General features: G+C 41.2%; 16 protein-coding genes and 2 pseudogenes. 12 read left to right on the top strand and 6 right to left on the bottom strand.

Features of this window, described 5'->3' with window-relative positions; all coding sequences use genetic code 11:
- Positions 1 to 82 precede the first annotated feature (82 nt).
- The 4 genes and pseudogenes from FFM73_RS02325 (at position 83) to FFM73_RS02320 (ending at position 3,764) form a co-directional block, all read left to right on the top strand.
- Positions 83 to 931, top strand: coding sequence for a hypothetical protein (locus FFM73_RS02325; protein WP_137630181.1), 849 nt, complete (start codon positions 83 to 85; stop codon positions 929 to 931).
- Between the two features lie 232 nt (positions 932 to 1,163).
- Entirely contained in the window at positions 1,164 to 1,319 is a 156-nt protein-coding gene (locus tag FFM73_RS12700; RefSeq protein ID WP_171001167.1) for a hypothetical protein, read from the top strand.
- Positions 1,280 to 1,393: pseudogene (locus FFM73_RS12960) on the top strand (GH25 family lysozyme); the annotation flags it as partial. The gene FFM73_RS12700 and the pseudogene FFM73_RS12960, both read left to right, overlap by 40 nt.
- A 151-nt stretch (positions 1,394 to 1,544) precedes the next feature.
- Complete coding sequence (locus tag FFM73_RS02320) at positions 1,545 to 3,764, top strand: SH3 domain-containing protein (RefSeq protein ID WP_137630180.1); 2,220 nt, start codon at positions 1,545 to 1,547, stop codon at positions 3,762 to 3,764.
- A 210-nt stretch (positions 3,765 to 3,974) separates the two neighbouring features.
- Here the strand turns inward: FFM73_RS02320 and FFM73_RS02315 are convergent, their stop codons facing one another.
- Positions 3,975 to 4,850, bottom strand: a complete 876-nt coding sequence (locus tag FFM73_RS02315; protein WP_137630179.1) for a hypothetical protein — start codon at positions 4,848 to 4,850, stop codon at positions 3,975 to 3,977.
- A gap of 633 nt (positions 4,851 to 5,483) precedes the next feature.
- Between FFM73_RS02315 and FFM73_RS02310 the strand changes: the two genes are divergently transcribed.
- The 8 genes and pseudogenes from FFM73_RS02310 to FFM73_RS02280 all read left to right on the top strand — a co-directional run bounded on the left by FFM73_RS02310 (position 5,484) and on the right by FFM73_RS02280 (position 12,417).
- Positions 5,484 to 5,876: a DUF722 domain-containing protein gene (locus FFM73_RS02310; RefSeq protein WP_137630178.1), complete on the top strand. Its 393-nt coding sequence runs from the start codon at positions 5,484 to 5,486 to the stop codon at positions 5,874 to 5,876.
- Positions 5,877 to 5,894: 18 nt separating this feature from the next.
- Positions 5,895 to 6,305, top strand: a complete 411-nt coding sequence (locus FFM73_RS02305) for a hypothetical protein (RefSeq protein ID WP_137630177.1) — start codon at positions 5,895 to 5,897, stop codon at positions 6,303 to 6,305.
- A 1-nt stretch (position 6,306) separates the two neighbouring features.
- The gene (locus FFM73_RS02300) at positions 6,307 to 6,903 is read left to right on the top strand and encodes a GH25 family lysozyme (protein WP_171001166.1); all 597 of its coding nucleotides are present in this window, start codon (positions 6,307 to 6,309) and stop codon (positions 6,901 to 6,903) included.
- Between the two features lie 141 nt (positions 6,904 to 7,044).
- Positions 7,045 to 9,378, top strand: a complete 2,334-nt coding sequence (locus FFM73_RS02295; protein WP_137630175.1) for an SH3 domain-containing protein — start codon at positions 7,045 to 7,047, stop codon at positions 9,376 to 9,378.
- A 139-nt stretch (positions 9,379 to 9,517) separates the two neighbouring features.
- On the top strand, positions 9,518 to 10,354 hold the full coding sequence (locus FFM73_RS02290; protein WP_137630174.1) for a hypothetical protein: 837 nt from the start codon (positions 9,518 to 9,520) through the stop codon (positions 10,352 to 10,354).
- A gap of 224 nt (positions 10,355 to 10,578) precedes the next feature.
- Complete coding sequence (locus FFM73_RS02285; RefSeq protein WP_137630173.1) at positions 10,579 to 11,427, top strand: hypothetical protein; 849 nt, start codon at positions 10,579 to 10,581, stop codon at positions 11,425 to 11,427.
- A gap of 434 nt (positions 11,428 to 11,861) precedes the next feature.
- A pseudogene (locus FFM73_RS13275) lies at positions 11,862 to 12,003 on the top strand (IS256 family transposase); the annotation flags it as partial.
- A 114-nt stretch (positions 12,004 to 12,117) separates the two neighbouring features.
- A complete protein-coding gene (locus tag FFM73_RS02280) occupies positions 12,118 to 12,417 on the top strand; it encodes a hypothetical protein (protein WP_137630172.1) in 300 nt (99 codons plus the stop codon).
- Positions 12,418 to 12,513: 96 nt separating this feature from the next.
- Here FFM73_RS02280 and FFM73_RS02275 read toward each other — a convergent pair whose 3' ends face one another.
- The 5 genes from FFM73_RS02275 to FFM73_RS02255 form a co-directional block, all read right to left on the bottom strand.
- Complete coding sequence (locus tag FFM73_RS02275; RefSeq protein WP_137630171.1) at positions 12,514 to 13,902, bottom strand: amino acid permease; 1,389 nt, start codon at positions 13,900 to 13,902, stop codon at positions 12,514 to 12,516.
- A 419-nt stretch (positions 13,903 to 14,321) separates the two neighbouring features.
- Entirely contained in the window at positions 14,322 to 15,503 is a 1,182-nt protein-coding gene (locus FFM73_RS02270) for an MFS transporter (protein WP_137630170.1), read from the bottom strand.
- A gap of 346 nt (positions 15,504 to 15,849) precedes the next feature.
- The gene (locus FFM73_RS02265) at positions 15,850 to 16,419 is read right to left on the bottom strand and encodes a ferritin-like domain-containing protein (RefSeq protein WP_137630169.1); all 570 of its coding nucleotides are present in this window, start codon (positions 16,417 to 16,419) and stop codon (positions 15,850 to 15,852) included.
- Positions 16,420 to 16,432: 13 nt separating this feature from the next.
- Positions 16,433 to 16,678 (bottom strand): heavy-metal-associated domain-containing protein, encoded by a 246-nt coding sequence (locus FFM73_RS02260; RefSeq protein ID WP_137630168.1) that lies wholly within the window; start codon positions 16,676 to 16,678, stop codon positions 16,433 to 16,435.
- A gap of 86 nt (positions 16,679 to 16,764) precedes the next feature.
- Positions 16,765 to 17,239: HAD-IC family P-type ATPase (locus FFM73_RS02255; RefSeq protein WP_137630167.1), on the bottom strand; the 475-nt coding region annotated here is incomplete at its 5' end.

The raw sequence follows: 17,239 nt of genomic DNA, 5'->3' as shown, positions 1-17,239 counted from the left end.
AATGTTTATTGATATTAGATTTATTGCTTAAATGAAAAAGGGGGGCTATACTTAAATTTGTTCTTAAAAGGAGAAACTTAAAATGAAAAAACTTAATCAAGTTGGTCTTTCGTTGTTAGTAGTCAGTGGTATGTTGCTTGGTTTATCAGTAACACAAAGCACGGCACATGCACGTACTTATCTGCGTTACTACGAAAACATCGCAAACCAAAATGCAACAGTTACTAATCGGAATGCGACAGTATACACAAGTGGCTCGTTAAAGCATCGAGCTGGTACCATGTGGAACTATCATGCTAAGGTTGAGCAGTATTATGCTGCTCATGTTACTAAGAACGGTAAAACATCAGTTTATTACAAGTTTCGTGATGGTAAACGAACGGGTTGGGTATGGCATGGCTATTTAAAGCCAATTGTTTCAAATACAGGAGCTACTACGTCAACTACTCCAGCTTCAACAAAGAATCCTTCAACAACTGCATCTGGTAAATCAATTGCACCGGGTACTACGGTTGAAAATGAGGATTGGACTGCACTTGCAAAAAAAGCAGGTGTTGACGATAATCAGGCTTATATAATGCAACTATTTTCTGGAACTATTTACAATCAAAAAGTCCAGAATGTAGCTAATTTATCTTGGAATGAAGCTGATAGTGCTGATTTTGATGATAGCGATCAGGCCTTACAAGAGAATTCTAGTCGCTATGGTGTAAATTCAACTGGAATTGTGGCTATTCGATTTACAGCTTCCACTAATAAGTATCATGATTATACTGCAATTAAAAATGCCATTGAAAAAGCAGGATATGATGCTAGTGCACGTGCCAAATTTACCGGTTGGTCAATTGGTGCTGAATATGAAGAACCAGGTAGTTATTCCGAAGGGCCAAAAGATGGTGATGGTTTAATTTTACTAGTTCCAAATCCATAAGCTGAATGATTCATTTAGCAATTAATAACTTTATATGGTAAACAATGATGACCTGATCCCTTTAAATATTGGGATCAGGTCATTTTTTTGCAAATCACGTTAAAAGTTTCGGTAGCGAAGCCTGGCAGTATTTAGGACCTAGGGTCGATGCATTTTTAGCATTAAATGCCTTTGCATTGTCCCCCCCGAAAAAAGGCAATAATTAAATTGCTTTAAAGGGAGGAACATTGATATGAACTTAAAGAAACAATTAGGCTTGCCGTTAGTTATTTGCGGTGGTTTGTTACTTGGCTTATCAGCAACCCCAGCCAACACACAGGCTCGGACTTATGTGCGTATCAGCCGGCAATTTGGGTTGCTTCTTACGGTGTCAGCCAACCCGGAGTAGATAATGCCCAGGCTTGGCAGTATACCAATAATGGGTATCAGTTAAAAACGGACTTTAATTATGATTTTGCAGGTATTTTATAGTAAAAGCCACCGAAAAATTCGGTGGCTCTTTTATTCTGTAGATTGCAACAGATCCGGAACGTAGGACTTAGGAACCTCACTAGAATGGTCACTGTAATCGCGATTACAGTATCACAATAAAATATAAGTGAGGTAACAAATTATGCCTATTGATGTTTCAAATACACCTGATATGTATGAAATTGATGCTAACGGAACATTTACTTTCAATGCTCAAGCTGGCGTCCGAAACGAACCCAATATTGACACGACACCAATTGTTTATTATGAATCTGGTGAAAGTGTTAATTATTCCAAGAAACTAAAAAATGGTATCTGGTTATGGTTATCCTATGAATCGACTTCTGGTGCTACTAGGTATGTACCATATGCCAATACAGAAACTGGTGAATATTTAGGAACCGATAGTAATGCCAGTGTTCAACCTATCGTACCACCAACTGGTACAGGAACTGGAACCGGTACTGAAACTGGTGAATTAGGTAGTTTAACTGGTCAAGCAGGTGCTGATGTTGCTGATCAAACGACTGATGGCACAACGCTGACAGAATCTGGTCAGTTTACCTTTTCCGAACCCGCGGCAGGCCGCGCCTCAACAGACATGGATGCTGAGCATCTGGATTCATGGTCAATCGGCGAGACGGTTGATTATGATGCTAAAATCAAAGCCGACGGTCACTACTGGTTCCAATATGTAAATACGAATGGTTCAACTTACTACGTGCCATACGCAACTATTAGCCCATTCCGTTACTATGGGACGGACGCCAATCCTGGCGACCCGGTTATTCCACAAAAGACTACTACTGGTGGCGGTGAAACTGAAATTACCCGTTCTCATACAGGCACAGATACCGGCACGCCTAATTTAACTAGTACTTCCACACGTACCAATGTGGGTGAGAAGTACGAATATCCTTCAGTTAGTTCTTTAACAATTACTTCAAATGCTTGGGGACGTGACAAACCGTTCATGGATCCCACCCAGGCTAACCAGATTCACAGATATACGGCCGGTACAAAAATTGAATATACTCACAAATTAATTAATGATGATCATTGCTGGGTAATCCTTAAAGACGGTCAATACTTACCTGTAAGTACGATTGAACATGCTGAAACTACTTACAGCGATTCGACAGGTGGAACTAAAAATCAATCTTCGTACTCTTATGTTATTAACGATACTGGAAAACATTTACCGATTCATGAATTATCTCCGTACAATAACGATTGCATAGGGGATGCGCGAACTGACATTGAGGATTGGGAGGAAAACCTTAACATCGAAAATGTTGATTCTCGAAATCTTCCGACAATTACCGATAATGAAAAAACTGCCATGGATCAACTTTCTTCTGAAATTGAAACTAACGCGGATCCCGACAGTGTCTCAATTACCTTCATTACGGATACTCATTTTGATAGCTGGAAAACTCCCTCAACTGCACGTGTTTTACGGAGCATGCAATTAATGAGTTATTATGCTAAAAATTATGGCGTTGATTTGATGGTTAATGGCGGTGATTTGAATGATGGTGTTAAACCAAAAGATATTTCTGAAGAAGATATTGCACGTGCCGTGGATGCCATGAAACTCGGTCAGCGACCATACATCATTCTGCAAGGTAATCATGATGACAATTCTGGTTATGCTAGAGATGAAACAAACTACAATGGGGATCAAGTAATTACTAATAATGAAGCTTTTACATTGCGTTCTAGCAACTTTTCACAATGGTTAAACATTCCATCTGATAATCCAAATAATGCGGTGTTTGGCACATATGAAATTCCTAATAGCAATGTGACAGTTATCGTACTCGATGGTTTTGATATGGCGGATTATACTAATCCAACACGTACTGAATTTCGGCATGGACACACCGATTATTCTCAAGCACAACAAGATTGGTTGCAGAATACTCTGAATAAAATTGGTGGTACTCGTAAGATAGTTTTGTTTGATCATATTTCTCTGGCAGGTATTGATAACTGGAAAGATAACAGTGGTTATGACGATCGCTATGAAAATACTGGAACGGTATCTTATCAACCTGGTGTAAAAGCAAGCGGAAATATCTATAATATGCTTGTTGCCCATCAAGCAGCATTTCATAACATTTTAGGCTTCTTTGCAGGTCACACTCATACTGATAATAATGCTAATTCAGGTGGTATTCGGTTTATTGAAGCTACATGTGGTATAGCTGATCGTGGTGACGGGGAGAATACTCGTCGAATTGGTGAATTATCTGAAAACGCTTGGGAAGTGATCCAAATCAATCCAACACGAAATCAAGTGACACAATATCGATTTGGGTTTTCAGGTCCTGCATTTAAACCAACTTGGACAATGTAACTAAAATGATTACTACATGTTCCTTCGAAAGCAACCCCCAAAATATACCTTGGGGGTTGCTTTTTCTAAAGAAAAGCATACTGGTACAATCAAAAAAGGCAACTAGATTTCACTTGCATAAAGTGAAATCTAGTTGCCTAACCAGATAAGATTATTTAGTTATAGTTATTTGTTATTAAGTAATACTCTTAAATTAGAATCTTTAAGAGGTTATTTTGAAGGCACTAAGATGATGGTTGTCATACCACCGTATGCACCTTCATCAGCCCAGCTCTCAGGTTCAATGCTACCACCGATATACCAGCCACTGTACTTAGCTCGGGTGTTTGCATCATAACCAGCCTTTGTCAAAGCTGTGTCAATGTTAGCTTTCGTAAATGGTTCTGGCTCACTAACGTCAGCATGAACAATTACTGGCTCAGTACCACTAGGTAAGTGCAAATTATTATCAATAGTCTTAGTCATGTCAGGGCCAAAGTAACCTACCCGATCAACACCATCGTCCAAGTTGTCGTAACTTTTAGCTGTTGAATATAGAAAATTGCTAAATGTAGTGTGAGGGAACATTTGCATTAATGTTGGGTCACTAGCAAAAGGACCAACTGCATTAGTCTTACTCCAGTTAATGTTCTCAACTGCTGCTAAATCAGTGCTAGTTGCGCCTGTGTTACCTGTATTAGTGGTTGTACCAGTATTAGTGGTTGTACCAGTATTCGTTGGCGTGGTAGTAGGGGTAACACCAGTACTTGAAGTAATTGACTTCAAGTAGCCGTGCCATACCCAGCCAGTGTATTTACCGGCACGGAACTTGTAGTAGATTGAAGCTTTACCGTTCTTAACCACGTGAGCGGCATAGTATTCTTCGACCTTAGATCCGTAATAACGCATGGTACCTACCTTACGTGATAAGCGACCATTGTTATATACATAGGCATTCTTGTTGGTGACTGAGACCATCTTATTAGGGATGTTCTCATAATACCGTACATAGGTCCGAGCCTGTGCGTTGGCTGGGGTAGCTGATAGACCGAGTAACAAGCCACCACCGACAACTAACGACAAGCCTAATTGTTTCTTTAAATTCATAATAAATCTCCCCTTCCAATAACCACCTAATTATAAACTAGTTACTTGAAATAAACCATGTGTTTGCTCTTTACCGTATTTAGTCATTAGAACATAAGAAGTGTAAATATAAACGTACTTTCATCGAATCTTTTAGGAGAATAATTTATTAAAAAAGTTGAATATTACTGTCTTAAAAAAGTTTTTCTATCTTATAGCAGAGATTAAAATATACTCTTATTAAAGCTATATTTAATTCTGTAATAAGTTTCCTTTGCTCGTACCTGCTGAAGTGTTACAACGAAGTTAGATAGATTTAAATAAGTAATTCATTAATGGCCTGATTCCTGTATTCGACAGAGTCAGACCATTTTTGTTTTTCAGATTAGCTATTAAAAGTCAAGAATTTTAAAGTTAGCAGTCTTGAATTATGGGGAACGTACGTTCTATAATTGATTTTGAAGTGATGTTATATGGGATCTTTTAACGTGATTACTATTAACATTCTAAATGTTCTAGGGAGATGGATAAGAATCGATATATTGCAACAAAACCGGGATACGTTTCTTTCCCATTTTATTAACATAGGTTTTAAGTCCTTTGTAATACAGAAACAAGTTTAAGTTTCTAAACTATAATTTTGAGGTGATTTTTATGGACGATTATGAGCGTCAGCATTTAGAAAGTATCTTGCGGGATTATCCAAAGATCGATAAGTATATGGCCGTGAGAGTGGCGGAACTTTCATATTCATATCAAGGGCATAGCCATGTGCTATCTAAATTGGCAGTGGGAACTATGTTATTTGATGATTGTATCGGTACAGATCGTTGCTTAGCGCAACTAGAAATCAATAAGCAGTGCATCAGCTACTGTTTAAAATATTCCGACAAAGATACCCAGACAATTATCAAACAACTGTACTTTAATCATGATAACAATCTAAGCTTGGAAGGTATTGGAATGGTTTTGAATATGAGTAAATCCAGTGTGAGCCGTAAACGGACAGCTTTTTTTAAGTTATTGGAACAAGAATTGGGGTATTAGTGAAAGGAGAGTTTTATTATGACAACAGGAACGTTAGATTTTGCGTCAATCGTAACTTTGATTTGTACCACTATTCCGGCGGTTTATAAGCTACTACATCCCTTTATTGCAGAAAAAATGGCCACTGAAAAGAACCGACAAGTTCAGCAGTGCCTACAGATTGCTGATAATTTAGCTTATTCAGCCGTGGCTGCGATGGCCAATTATGCCGCACTTTCTAAGAGTGAACGAAAAGTCCAAGCAGTAGACTATGTATTACAGCATATGGCAAAAACAGCTGGCAATATTTCTAAAGATGTTGTGGCCGATAAGGTTGAACTAGCTTACCAGGAATATAAGCACGTCACTCTAGGTGATAATCACGAAGCAGTCAAAGTTGATGAAACTGCTGCTGATCCAGAGCTATTAACTGCGAATGGAGGTAAATGAAATGACAACTGAATTTGCTGATATCAGTTCGTTTCAGCCAGATACTTTGGACTACATGCGAAAGTTACATAACCACGCAACGGGGTTATTCGTTAAGCTAACGGAAGGATCTGAAAACGGTTCGCATTATGTGAATCCTAAGGCTGGTATACAACTATTGAACGGTTTTGATTTTTTCAAATCAATTGGTGTCTATCACTATTTTAGAGGCAACAGTCAGCGCTACGGAATGAACGACCCCGTAAATGAAGCTAAATGGTTCGTCAAAAACATCATTAAGCTTGGTCTAAACAGGGATACTGTGTGTGCCATTGATGTTGAAGATCAGTCTTTACAATACAATGTGACTGCTGATATCAATCTGTTCTTAGATTACGTATACCGACAGGGCTTTCACTACTTGGTCGTCTACGCCTCAGCCAGCTGGTTTAATAGTCAGCGAATTAAACGTACTCAGCTAAAATATCTGCCAGCTATCTGGGTTGCTTCTTACGGTGTCAGCCAACCCGGAGTAGATAATGCCCAGGCTTGGCAGTATACCAATAATGGGTATCAGTTAAAAACGGACTTTAATTATGATTTTGCAGGTATTTTATAGTAAAAGCTACCGAGAAATTCGGTGGCTCTTTTATTCTGTAGATTGCAACAAATCCGGAACGTAGGGCTTAGAAACCTCACTAGAATGGTCACTGTAATCGCGATTACAGCATCACAATAAAAATAAAGTGAGGTAAAAATTATGCCTATTGATGTTTCAAATACACCTGATATGTATACGATTAATGCTAACGGGACATTTACTTTTAATGCTCAAGCTGGCGTCCGAAACGAACCCAATATTGACACGACACCAATTGTTTATTATGAATCTGGTGAAAGTGTTAACTATTCCAAGAAACTAAAGAATGGTAACTGGTTGTGGTTATCATATGAATCTGCTTCTGGTACTACTCGGTACGCGCCATATGCCAATACCGATACTGGCGAATACTTGGGGACTGACAGCAATGCCAGTGTTCAGCCAATCGTGCCACCAACTGGAACTGAGACTGGTCAAACCGGTGAATTAGGTAGCTTAACTGGTCAAGCAGGTGCTGATGTTGCTAATCAAACGCCTGATGGCACAACGCTGACAGAATCTGGTCAGTTTACCTTTTCCGAACCCGTGGCAGGTCGCGCCTCAACAGACATGGATGCTGAGCATCTGGATTCATGGTCAATTGGTGAAACGGTCGACTATAACGCCAAGATTAAAGCCGACGGTCACTACTGGTTCCAATATGTAAATACGAATGGTTTAACTTACTATGTACCATATGTCACGATCAGTCCATTCCGGTATTATGGGACGGATACTAATCCTGGCGACCCGGTTATTCCACAAAAGACTACTACGGGTGGCGGTGAAACCGAGATTACCCGTTCCCATAATGGTACAGATACACCAATGCCAGCAATGACCTCTGATCCTAATCGAGAACCAGCTGGCGAAGGCGTGACTTATCCAACGGTAGCAACATTAACAATTACTTCTGATGCCTGGGGCCGAGATAAAGCATATATGAATTCACATGGCGTGCAAAACATTCGCCTATACAAAAAAGGTACACCCATTAATTACACTGGAAAAGTCTTTAATGACGGACACCTCTGGGTCGTTTTACGAAATGGACAATTTTTGCCGGTAAGTACGTATGTTAATGTTGAGAGTATCCATCGAAGTGGAAAGTCTGGTGCAGCTAAGGATGAGTCAGATTATTCGTATGTAATTAATGACAGAGGAAAAATCCAACCAATTTCAGAGTATTGGCCTTATACCACCGACACAGATGATACTCGGCGTGACACCCGACCTTGGGAAGTAGGAACGAGCATTACCGATATTGATACTACTACTGCAGTTCAACCAACAACTGATGAATTAGCTGCTATGCAAAAAATGTCAGACTTAATCGATCAGGAAGCAGCGTCAGATTGCGTTACGATTGCATATACAACTGATACTCATGTAGATAGTTACAAAACACCATCTACTGCACGAGTATTACGCAATATGCAACTGATGAGCTACTATGCTGCTAATTTCGGAGTTGATTTAGTTGTCCATGGTGGTGATTTAAATGATGGTGTTAAACCGAAAAACTTTTCCGTAGCAGATGTTAAACGAGCAATGGATGCTATTAAATTAAGTCATCGGCCGTTCATTGTCTTACAGGGTAACCACGATGATAATTCTGGTTACGCGCGTGATGAGACTCTTGATAATGCTGATCAAGTTATCACTAACAACGAGGCTGCGCCACTACGTTTAGATCAATTTTCTCAATGGCTCAATGTACCATCTGTGAACGATGAAATTGAGGGTATTAAAACTAATCCCTATAACGCAGTGTTTGGTCGTTATGATGTGCCTGACAGTAACGTTACGGTTCTTGTTTTAGATGGCTTTGATATGGCCGACAATCCTAACCCCAACCGCGAAGCGTACAGACACGGTCACACAGATTATTCAGCAGGCCAACAAAAATGGTTAAATAAAACACTAGGCGAGATCTCTGCAGATAGGAAAATTGTAGTATTTGACCATATCGCGCTAAATGGAATTGGTTCTGCTTGGAATTATAATGCCGATGTCGATGGTCTGTTTGAAAATAGCACCACAACATCCTATAAACCCGGTGTTACAGCAAGTGGTAATATCTACACTTCGTTGGTTAATCATCAAAGTACGTATCATAATATTTTAGGCTTTTTTGCAGGTCATACTCATTGTGATAATTATGCTACTTCCGGTGGAATTGAATTTGTAACTACCTTAGCTGGGGTTGCTGATCGGGCACTGGATGTAGATCGTTTTGATAATGCTAAAACTACTCAATTTAGACTCGGTGATATTGAAGAAAATGGCTGGGGAGTTATTCAGCTTAATCCTACCGCTGGCCAAGTAATCCAACACCGTTTTGGAGAAACAGATACACCTGATAATGGAGGTACATCCAATGTTTCAGGTACTCATTTCTTACCTAGTTGGGAAATTGATAACCTGCCACAGAATACAGGAGGCAAAGCATAATCTATATATTGTAAGCATGCAGATCGACGCATGTTTACATACATAATCAACATCAAGAAAGCTCATTTCACATTGACTTTATTGTTTTACAAATGGGGGAGACTTATAATGAGTTTGGATATAAAGGGAGGATATTGAAATGAACTTAAAGAAACAGTTAGGCTTGTCGTTAGTTGTCGGCAGCGGCTTATTACTCGGTCTATCAGCCACCCCAGCCAACGCACAGGCTAGAACTTATGTACGGTACTATGAGAACATCCCTAACAAGACGGTTTCAGTCACCAACAAGAACGCCTACGTATATAACAATGGTTGCTTATCACGTAAGATGGGCACCATGCGTTACTACGGTTCAAAGGTTGAAGAGTACTACGCGGCCCATGTGACCAAGAACGGTAAGACTTCCGTTTACTACAAGTTCCGTGTGGGTCACCGCACCGGCTGGGTATGGCATGGCTACTTAAAGTCAATCGCTTCAAGCACTGGGACTACAACACCAACTAATGGTACTAACACACAAACGACTAGCGGTAAATCAATCGCTCCTGGTACCACAGTTGAAAATGAAGACTGGAACGCACTTGCAAGGAGAGATGGAGTCTATTCAGACACAGCTGCTATAATGCAGATGTTCCCTAAAACTATTTACAATCAAAAAGTAGAAGAAATTACCGCATATTCATGGAACACTACTGATGAGGCAGATTTTGATGACAGCGATAATGGTATAAACCAAAATTCATGGGGTACGGGTGTAAACATGAACGGTTTTGTTGCTATTAGGTTCCGTGCTTCTACCAATAAACTGGATGATTACGCTGCAATCGAAAAAGCACTCGACAAAGCTGGTTATGACGCTAATGCACGTGCTAAATTTGCTGGTTGGTCAATTGGTGCTCAGTATGAAGAACCAGGAAATACAGATGAAGGTCCACAAGGCGGTATGGGATTAGTTTTGTTGGTACCAAATCCATAAATTGATAATTTCATTTAATAATTAAATAAATAGGTTAAGTAATGATGGCCTGATCCCTTAAATATGGGGATCGAGCCATTTTTGTGAATAATCTAAAATCTCTGATGGTGAGATCCGCAATTATTTAAGGTGTTTTGCTTATGCATTTTTAGCTTTAAATGCTTGTATATTGTCCCCCTAAAAATAGACTATAATTAAATTGCATTAAAGGGAGGAACTTTAAAATGAACTTAAAGAAACAATTGGGTTTGTCATTGGTTATCGGCGGTGGCTTGTTACTCGGCCTATCAGCAACCCCAGCCAACGCACAGGCTCGGACTTATGTACGGTATTACGAGAACATCCCAAACAAGACGGTCTCAGTAACTAACAAGAACGCCTACGTTTATAACAATGGTCGCTTATCCCGTAAGATGGGTACCATGCGCTATTACGGTTCAAAGGTTGAAGAATACTACGCGGCCCATGTGACCAAGAACGGTAAGACTTCCGTTTACTACAAGTTCCGTGTGGGTCACCGCACAGGCTGGGTATGGCATGGCTACTTGAAGTCAATTGCTTCAAGCACTGGAACTACACCAACAATACCAACTAGTGGTGCTAACACACAAACAACTGGTGGCAAGTCAATTGCACCTAGCACCACAGTTGAAAATGTGGATTGGAATGCACTAGAAAAAGATCCTCGTAGTGGAATTGATGCCGGTGGAGCTTATCTAATGCAGTTATTCCCACACACTATTTATAGTTCTCAGATTACACGAGCAGCAAACGATGTTTTTGACTCTGGTTATAGTGATGCTGTAGACTTTGATGATTCGACTCAAAGCATACAGGAAACGCTGGGTGAAGAGCATGTTAATGGTAATGGTGCAGTCATTATCCGTGTTGATGCTGATGCCCCATACGACCATGTAGCAATGGAACAGGCACTTGAAAAGGCTGGTTATGGTGCCACTGCTCGAGCTAAGTATACTGGTTGGTCAATTGGCGCTCAGTACGCAGGAGCAGAACTGGGTGGTGAGGCGCCAGAACCTGGCTATATGCTAATTATATTGGTACCCAATCCGTAAACTGACTGATTCACTTAATAATTAATAACTTTATATGGTGAACAATGATGACCTGATCCCTTTAAATATTAGGATCAGGTCATTTTTGCATTTAATTTGACAATTCGAGCTGCAAAAAAATGCCGTCACGGGTAGCGACCGCGACGGTTTATGATGACTTTGAACTCATTTGATATATCTATATCCTACCATGAGAGCACAACGTTGGCTGTGAACTACTCGTCACTGAAGTAACGAGCTTCTAGGAACACCGCTGACTTACACATCATTCGTTGAATGGCGTGCAGAGGTTACGGCTATTGACTAAGGCGCATTCCGTGCCAGTGACGTTTCAATATTTTGTAGCTTGGTTTTCGCTACCTCGTTATTATACCTGATGGCTCGAATCTAGGCAATTCATCACGTCCTTAAAAGAACGTGTTTCCTTGCCCTTAACTAAAAAGAAAGAATAATTTTCCAATGATGCCTCATTAGAACAGGTTTTAGTTGCGGTTATCCGTGATTAAATAACAAAACTTTGAGCGGACTCATCGAGAATTTAAACAGGTTCAGGATAATTTGGAATCCATGTTTTAACTGCCGACTAACTAAATACCGTTCTATTTTAAAACTGGCGGTTCTTCCAAAAACACCTTTGCGGCAAGTTTGTGTATAATTAGGATTACTAATCCAATGGGGGAGGGGTACGCTATGTCGCTATTAGCCATTATTGTTGATGTGATTACTGCCTTAACTTATTTTTTCCAGGCTAAATTGGGTACTGTGCCGGTTTATTTAATTGGAATCGTCGTCCAAGCTGTGGCGACGTTAGTCTTAATCATTTGGACATTTACGTATCAGCATCAAAGATACCGTAATCCGTTGATCTTTGGCTTTTTTACAGCCACATTTTCCTACGGCATTATTGTGATTTCAGCTGCGGTAAATGCCCTGATACTGGTCTTATATGTGATGAATATCACGGGAATCAATCATGTTATTTTTAGTTAAAAGAACGCACTCATTTGCATTTCAGCGGGTGAGTGCGTTCTTCATTTTTAAGCATGTAATTTTTCCGGTTCTTTTAGAATGAAAGTTAGATCAATATTACTGATATCGAATACTCAGACCGTCATTGCGTTTAAGCAACAAGTTAAACGCGACTGCCCATATAATGGCACCGATGGCCGGCAATAGCGATGCGTGGCTGAAGAATAGGCTCACAAAGATGGCGATAAAGAAGCAGATCGTCAATGGATTGGACCACTTGTAGCCAGGCATCTTGAAGCCGTCAGTCTGAAAATCTGCGGAACGACGGTACTTGTAGTGGGCCACCATCGTTAGGATGCAGACCAGAATATAAATATCACTGGAAACGGAGGCGATGAAGGTAAACGCCGTGCTCAAGGCGTTGAACGAACTGATGATTGGGGCAAACAACATGCAAGCTGCGGAGAACAGTACCGCAACGATGGGAATCCCATTGGTAGAAACTTTGGTGAATGGCTTCATATGTTTGCTGTGTGATTCCAATGCCAGTTGATACAAGTGACGACCAGTTGAGAAAATGGAACTGTTCAAAGTTGACATTGCGGCGGCAATAACCACCACGTTGATCACCTGAGAGGCAGCTGGCATCCCAGCAAGGGTAAAGATTTGCACGAATGGGCTTTGAGCCGGATTCAGTGAACGCCAAGGGGTGATCGCCATGATCACGACCAGCGAACCAATATAAAATAGCAGAATTCTGAAAATGATTTGGTTGATTGCTTTTGGTAAAACGCGTTTAGGATCCTTGGTTTCAGCGGTGGTAATTCCCACGAATTCCATTCCTTGAAAGGCGAAGAAGACCATTGGAAAGGCCATGATAAACTGATGGAACCCATTTGGAAACATCGTGAAGTGGTTGGTTAAATTACCCCAGGATGCGTGAGTGCCAGCGGGGTTTTGGTGATGGATGAATACTAAATAAATACCAACGCATATCAGCGCGATAATGGCCAAAATTTTAATCCCGGATAAGAACGTTTCGGAATGGCCGAATGAACTGACCATCGCAATGTTAACGCCGGTCAAAACTACCCAGAAGCCCAGTTGAACTAGGGCGGCGGAACTATGTGGGAACCAGAACTGGACGTAGGTTGATAGCGCGATGAGTTCGGCGTTTGCCACCAAAATCAGTTCCAGCCAATAGCTCCATTCGGCAAATTTACCCACTCCTGAGCCAACGTACTTTCTGATAAACGAGACGAAGGTGTGTTGATCCGGATCGGAGTACATCATTTCACCAATTGCGCGCATCATGAGGAAGAAGAAGCCACCGATGATTAAATAAACTAACAAGATCGATGGTCCGGTTCTGTGAATCGTGCTGCCGGCACCCAAGAAGAGTCCGGTCCCAATCGAGCCACCAAACGCAATCATTTGAACAGCAATGTTGGATAGACCACGGCGAGTCCCGTCTTTGTTAACCTGAATTTTCTCTTTTTTCAACATGTTTTTGGCCTCCTTAAGCCACTCATTAATCATTAAAAATCTGAGAATCTACTTTGATAACGCGTTGGTAGAGTATGCTTACCAAACAAAAAATCGTCCCCGCACAGAATTATTCTGTACAGGGACGATTTTTGATCGTGTTACCACCCATTTATTCGTAGTGACGTTACCATCGCTACCTCAAAGGCACAAACATGCCCGGAATTTTATCGTGCTTCCCACGTACCGCAAGCTTTCACTTTTGATAATTGCTCAGAGCTCATCTTCAAGAAACGTTCTAGTCCACCCTTTCACCAACGATGGTCGCTCTACAACTTTACTAATTCCTTTACTCTTCTCTTCATTGCATACTGTATTAAATTTATATTATAAATGATAACATAAATTTTTAATTAATTAAACAGTTTTCACATATAATTTTAATCGTGTAGCTTTTCTGGTTCTTTTAAAATTAAATGTCCAAGTAGTGCAATGACTAAGAAGACGACCGCGACAAGGCAAACACCATTCCATTTGGCGATACTCCATGCCCAAGTTGCGGATAGGGTACCTAGTGAGCCACCGAGAAAGTAGCTGAACATAAAGATGGAGTTATTGCGGCTGCTTTCTTTACGATTCAAGGATTGGACGATGGCTTGATTGGACACCTGACTGAATTGAGTTCCCAGATCCAGTAAGACGATTCCAACGATCAATCCAATCAGCCAGTGACCGATGAGCCAAAATAGCAGGAAGGCGATACTGGAGAAGAAAACTGATAATCCGATGGTCAGCCGAGGTGAGCGGTGGTCTACCAGATTACCAATATAGGGAGCGACGATAACGCCTGCAATGCCCAATAGTCCTAGTAACCCAGCGACGTTACTGCCCAGGTGGTACTGGTCAGCCAAATAGAAAGCTAGGGTTGACCATAAAACGTTAGAAACGGCAAACATAGTAAAACCGTTGAGCGACGAACCGCGTAATCTTCGTTGAGTGGTGAATAGACGCGGCAATGATTTAATAACGCTCGCATAGCTTAAATGCTGGTGACCACGGGGATCCCGCGGCATTGCTTGATGGACGATGAGCAGTAAAATGATGTCCATTATCGCGGCAATCAAATAAATATATTGCCAATTAATGACGCTCCCAAGCAGACCGCTAAAGGATCGTGACAGCAGGATCCCGGTCAACAGGCCACTTAGAACGGTACCTAATACTTTGCCACGCTGCATCGCTGGTGCAAGAAAACCGGCGTACGGGATAATGATCTGCGGTGCTACTGACGTGATTCCAATCAGAGTGGTGGCAATGGCAAAGACAAGTGCATTTGGTGATATAAACGCAATGAACAGGGAAATAATCGACAGGACCATCATGAACTGAATCAAGTGATAACGGTCAAAGATATCACCTAGGGGAACGATCAATAATAAGCCAACAGCATATCCCATCTGTGTCAGCATTGCCAGCACACCGACGATTGCTTTGGAAAGGTGAAAATCGTTAGCGATTAAGCCTTCGATGGGTTGGATAAAGTTCAGATTAGCGACGATCACACCAGTAGCAATCGCCATAATTAAAACGGTTTTACGAGAAATTGATTGTGGTTCATCCATAATATAAGGAAGTCTTCTTTCGAATAGAATAGTGTGCAAAGGTAGAATGTTCTATTTAGAGCAGGAAAGGGCTCTCCGTCCGTACGATTAACCAATGAAAAATCTGATGCGTCATTTAACTTCCTCGTTTCTATTCAATATTAACTTTAAAACAAAGACGGTAGTTTACAGTAATGTTTCATGTGAAACACCTGCTGTAAAGACTTAAACAAGCCGTTTTCACTACTGATTCCATTAATTATACGATATTTTTTCAGAAATTAAAAAAATCCGTTACCATGATTGGTAGCGGATTTTGAAAACTGGGCTTGTTATTAAATTGGTGACTCCCGGTCAGCCATTTAATTTAATCATCATCGTCATCATCATCGTCTTCTTCAACTAAACCTTCCCAAGCGGTCTTACCTAGGAGTGCTTGCAGTTGTTGAATAGCGTGATTGTTTTGTTTTAATAGGGTGGTTAGGGTTTGTGCTAAAGCTGGCCGGTCTTCCTTTGCAGCTAACTTAATCGCCCGGGTGACGAAGAGGTTTTCCGTGTTGTAGTCGTGAGCGGTAATATCAACCAGCTCGGAAGTAGTCAGGTACTTGTTGCGGCCATCTTCATCCAGCATCTTGTAGTTACCGTATTCTTCGGTAGTCGAAGGTGGCAGCTCATTTTCGTCTAGAAGGGCTTCAGCAACCACATCATAATCTTTGCGGGCTTGGTCGATCAGTTCGTCATAGAGTGGACGAACGGCTAAGGCTTCAAAGCCTTTCATAAACCATTTGGCTTGGTGGAGTTTCACATCCAGCACTCGAAGATTCGAGACGATGTGGCCGGTCATCGCCCCAGCGGTGGGGGTATGGTGATCGATGTCGGCTTGTTTAACTTCGGCTTGGTACTTTTCTTCTACTAAATCTTTAACATCTGTCGTCATATATTTATTCCTCCTACTTAGCAGCGACTGCGTCTTTTACCCGGATCTTCTTCACTTCATAACCTAACTTGTCGACCACTTGGCCTAACTCTTCAGCGGAGACCTGGCTGTCATCAAAGTCGGCTTTGGCTTTGCTGGCGTTGAACAGGACTTTCACGTTCTCAACACCGGGCTGGTGAGCCAGGGCACTTTCAATCTTGGTCATGCATGACGGGCAGGTCAATCCATCTAATTGTAAAGTCGCACGTTTGTTTGTCATAATAACGATCTCCTTTTTTAGTTGTTCTTGTTTGTTTTGATTATCTATAGTTTAACTGGTTTTACTGGTTTTGAAATTGACGTAAATCAAGTTAGCGAAGTTTTTTGTGTTGCGGTCTGCTGTGCCTGAGTTGGCATCTTGCCGTAACGGATCAGCCGCATTGCGTTGAAGATCACGACTAAGATGCTGGCCTCGTGGACAAACATCCCGCTGGCCATGTAGATGAAGCCGACAATCAAACCGATTAGCAGGAAGATGACGACGCCAATCGCGATGGCGATGTTTTCCTTAGTGTTGATAACGGTCTTCTTAGAAAGGGCGTAGGCGTGAACCAGAGCTTCAAAGCTGGACTGCATTAACACAACGTCCGAAGTTTCAATGGCAACGTCAGTCCCACTGCCCATGGCGATTCCAATTTGGGCGGTAGCGATAGCCGGGCTGTCGTTGATTCCGTCACCAACAAAGGCAACGTGACGACCTTGATCCTTGAACTTTTTAATGTACTCAACTTTTTCTTCAGGTAAGAGTTCGGCGTGGACTTCATCCAACCCGATTTGTTCG

It is taken from the genome of Secundilactobacillus hailunensis, from assembly GCF_005405185.1.
GTDB classification, from domain to species: domain Bacteria; phylum Bacillota; class Bacilli; order Lactobacillales; family Lactobacillaceae; genus Secundilactobacillus; species Secundilactobacillus hailunensis.
This window is presented reverse-complemented; position numbering and strand designations above follow the sequence as displayed.

Excerpts from the sequence above, each read along its gene's own strand:
- FFM73_RS02300 (WP_171001166.1), top strand. The coding sequence starts at position 6,307 with ATGACAACTGAATTTGCTGATATCAGTTCGTTTCAGCCAGATACTTTG.
- FFM73_RS02285 (WP_137630173.1), top strand. The coding sequence starts at position 10,579 with ATGAACTTAAAGAAACAATTGGGTTTGTCATTGGTTATCGGCGGTGGC.
- FFM73_RS02275 (WP_137630171.1), bottom strand. The coding sequence starts at position 13,902 with ATGTTGAAAAAAGAGAAAATTCAGGTTAACAAAGACGGGACTCGCCGT.
- FFM73_RS02305 (WP_137630177.1), top strand. The coding sequence starts at position 5,895 with ATGACAACAGGAACGTTAGATTTTGCGTCAATCGTAACTTTGATTTGT.
- FFM73_RS02265 (WP_137630169.1), bottom strand. The coding sequence starts at position 16,419 with ATGACGACAGATGTTAAAGATTTAGTAGAAGAAAAGTACCAAGCCGAA.
- FFM73_RS02260 (WP_137630168.1), bottom strand. The coding sequence starts at position 16,678 with ATGACAAACAAACGTGCGACTTTACAATTAGATGGATTGACCTGCCCG.
- FFM73_RS02320 (WP_137630180.1), top strand. The coding sequence starts at position 1,545 with ATGCCTATTGATGTTTCAAATACACCTGATATGTATGAAATTGATGCT.
- FFM73_RS02310 (WP_137630178.1), top strand. The coding sequence starts at position 5,484 with ATGGACGATTATGAGCGTCAGCATTTAGAAAGTATCTTGCGGGATTAT.
- FFM73_RS02280 (WP_137630172.1), top strand. The coding sequence starts at position 12,118 with ATGTCGCTATTAGCCATTATTGTTGATGTGATTACTGCCTTAACTTAT.
- FFM73_RS02295 (WP_137630175.1), top strand. The coding sequence starts at position 7,045 with ATGCCTATTGATGTTTCAAATACACCTGATATGTATACGATTAATGCT.
- FFM73_RS02270 (WP_137630170.1), bottom strand. The coding sequence starts at position 15,503 with ATGGATGAACCACAATCAATTTCTCGTAAAACCGTTTTAATTATGGCG.
- FFM73_RS12700 (WP_171001167.1), top strand. The coding sequence starts at position 1,164 with ATGAACTTAAAGAAACAATTAGGCTTGCCGTTAGTTATTTGCGGTGGT.
- FFM73_RS02315 (WP_137630179.1), bottom strand. The coding sequence starts at position 4,850 with ATGAATTTAAAGAAACAATTAGGCTTGTCGTTAGTTGTCGGTGGTGGC.
- FFM73_RS02325 (WP_137630181.1), top strand. The coding sequence starts at position 83 with ATGAAAAAACTTAATCAAGTTGGTCTTTCGTTGTTAGTAGTCAGTGGT.
- FFM73_RS02290 (WP_137630174.1), top strand. The coding sequence starts at position 9,518 with ATGAACTTAAAGAAACAGTTAGGCTTGTCGTTAGTTGTCGGCAGCGGC.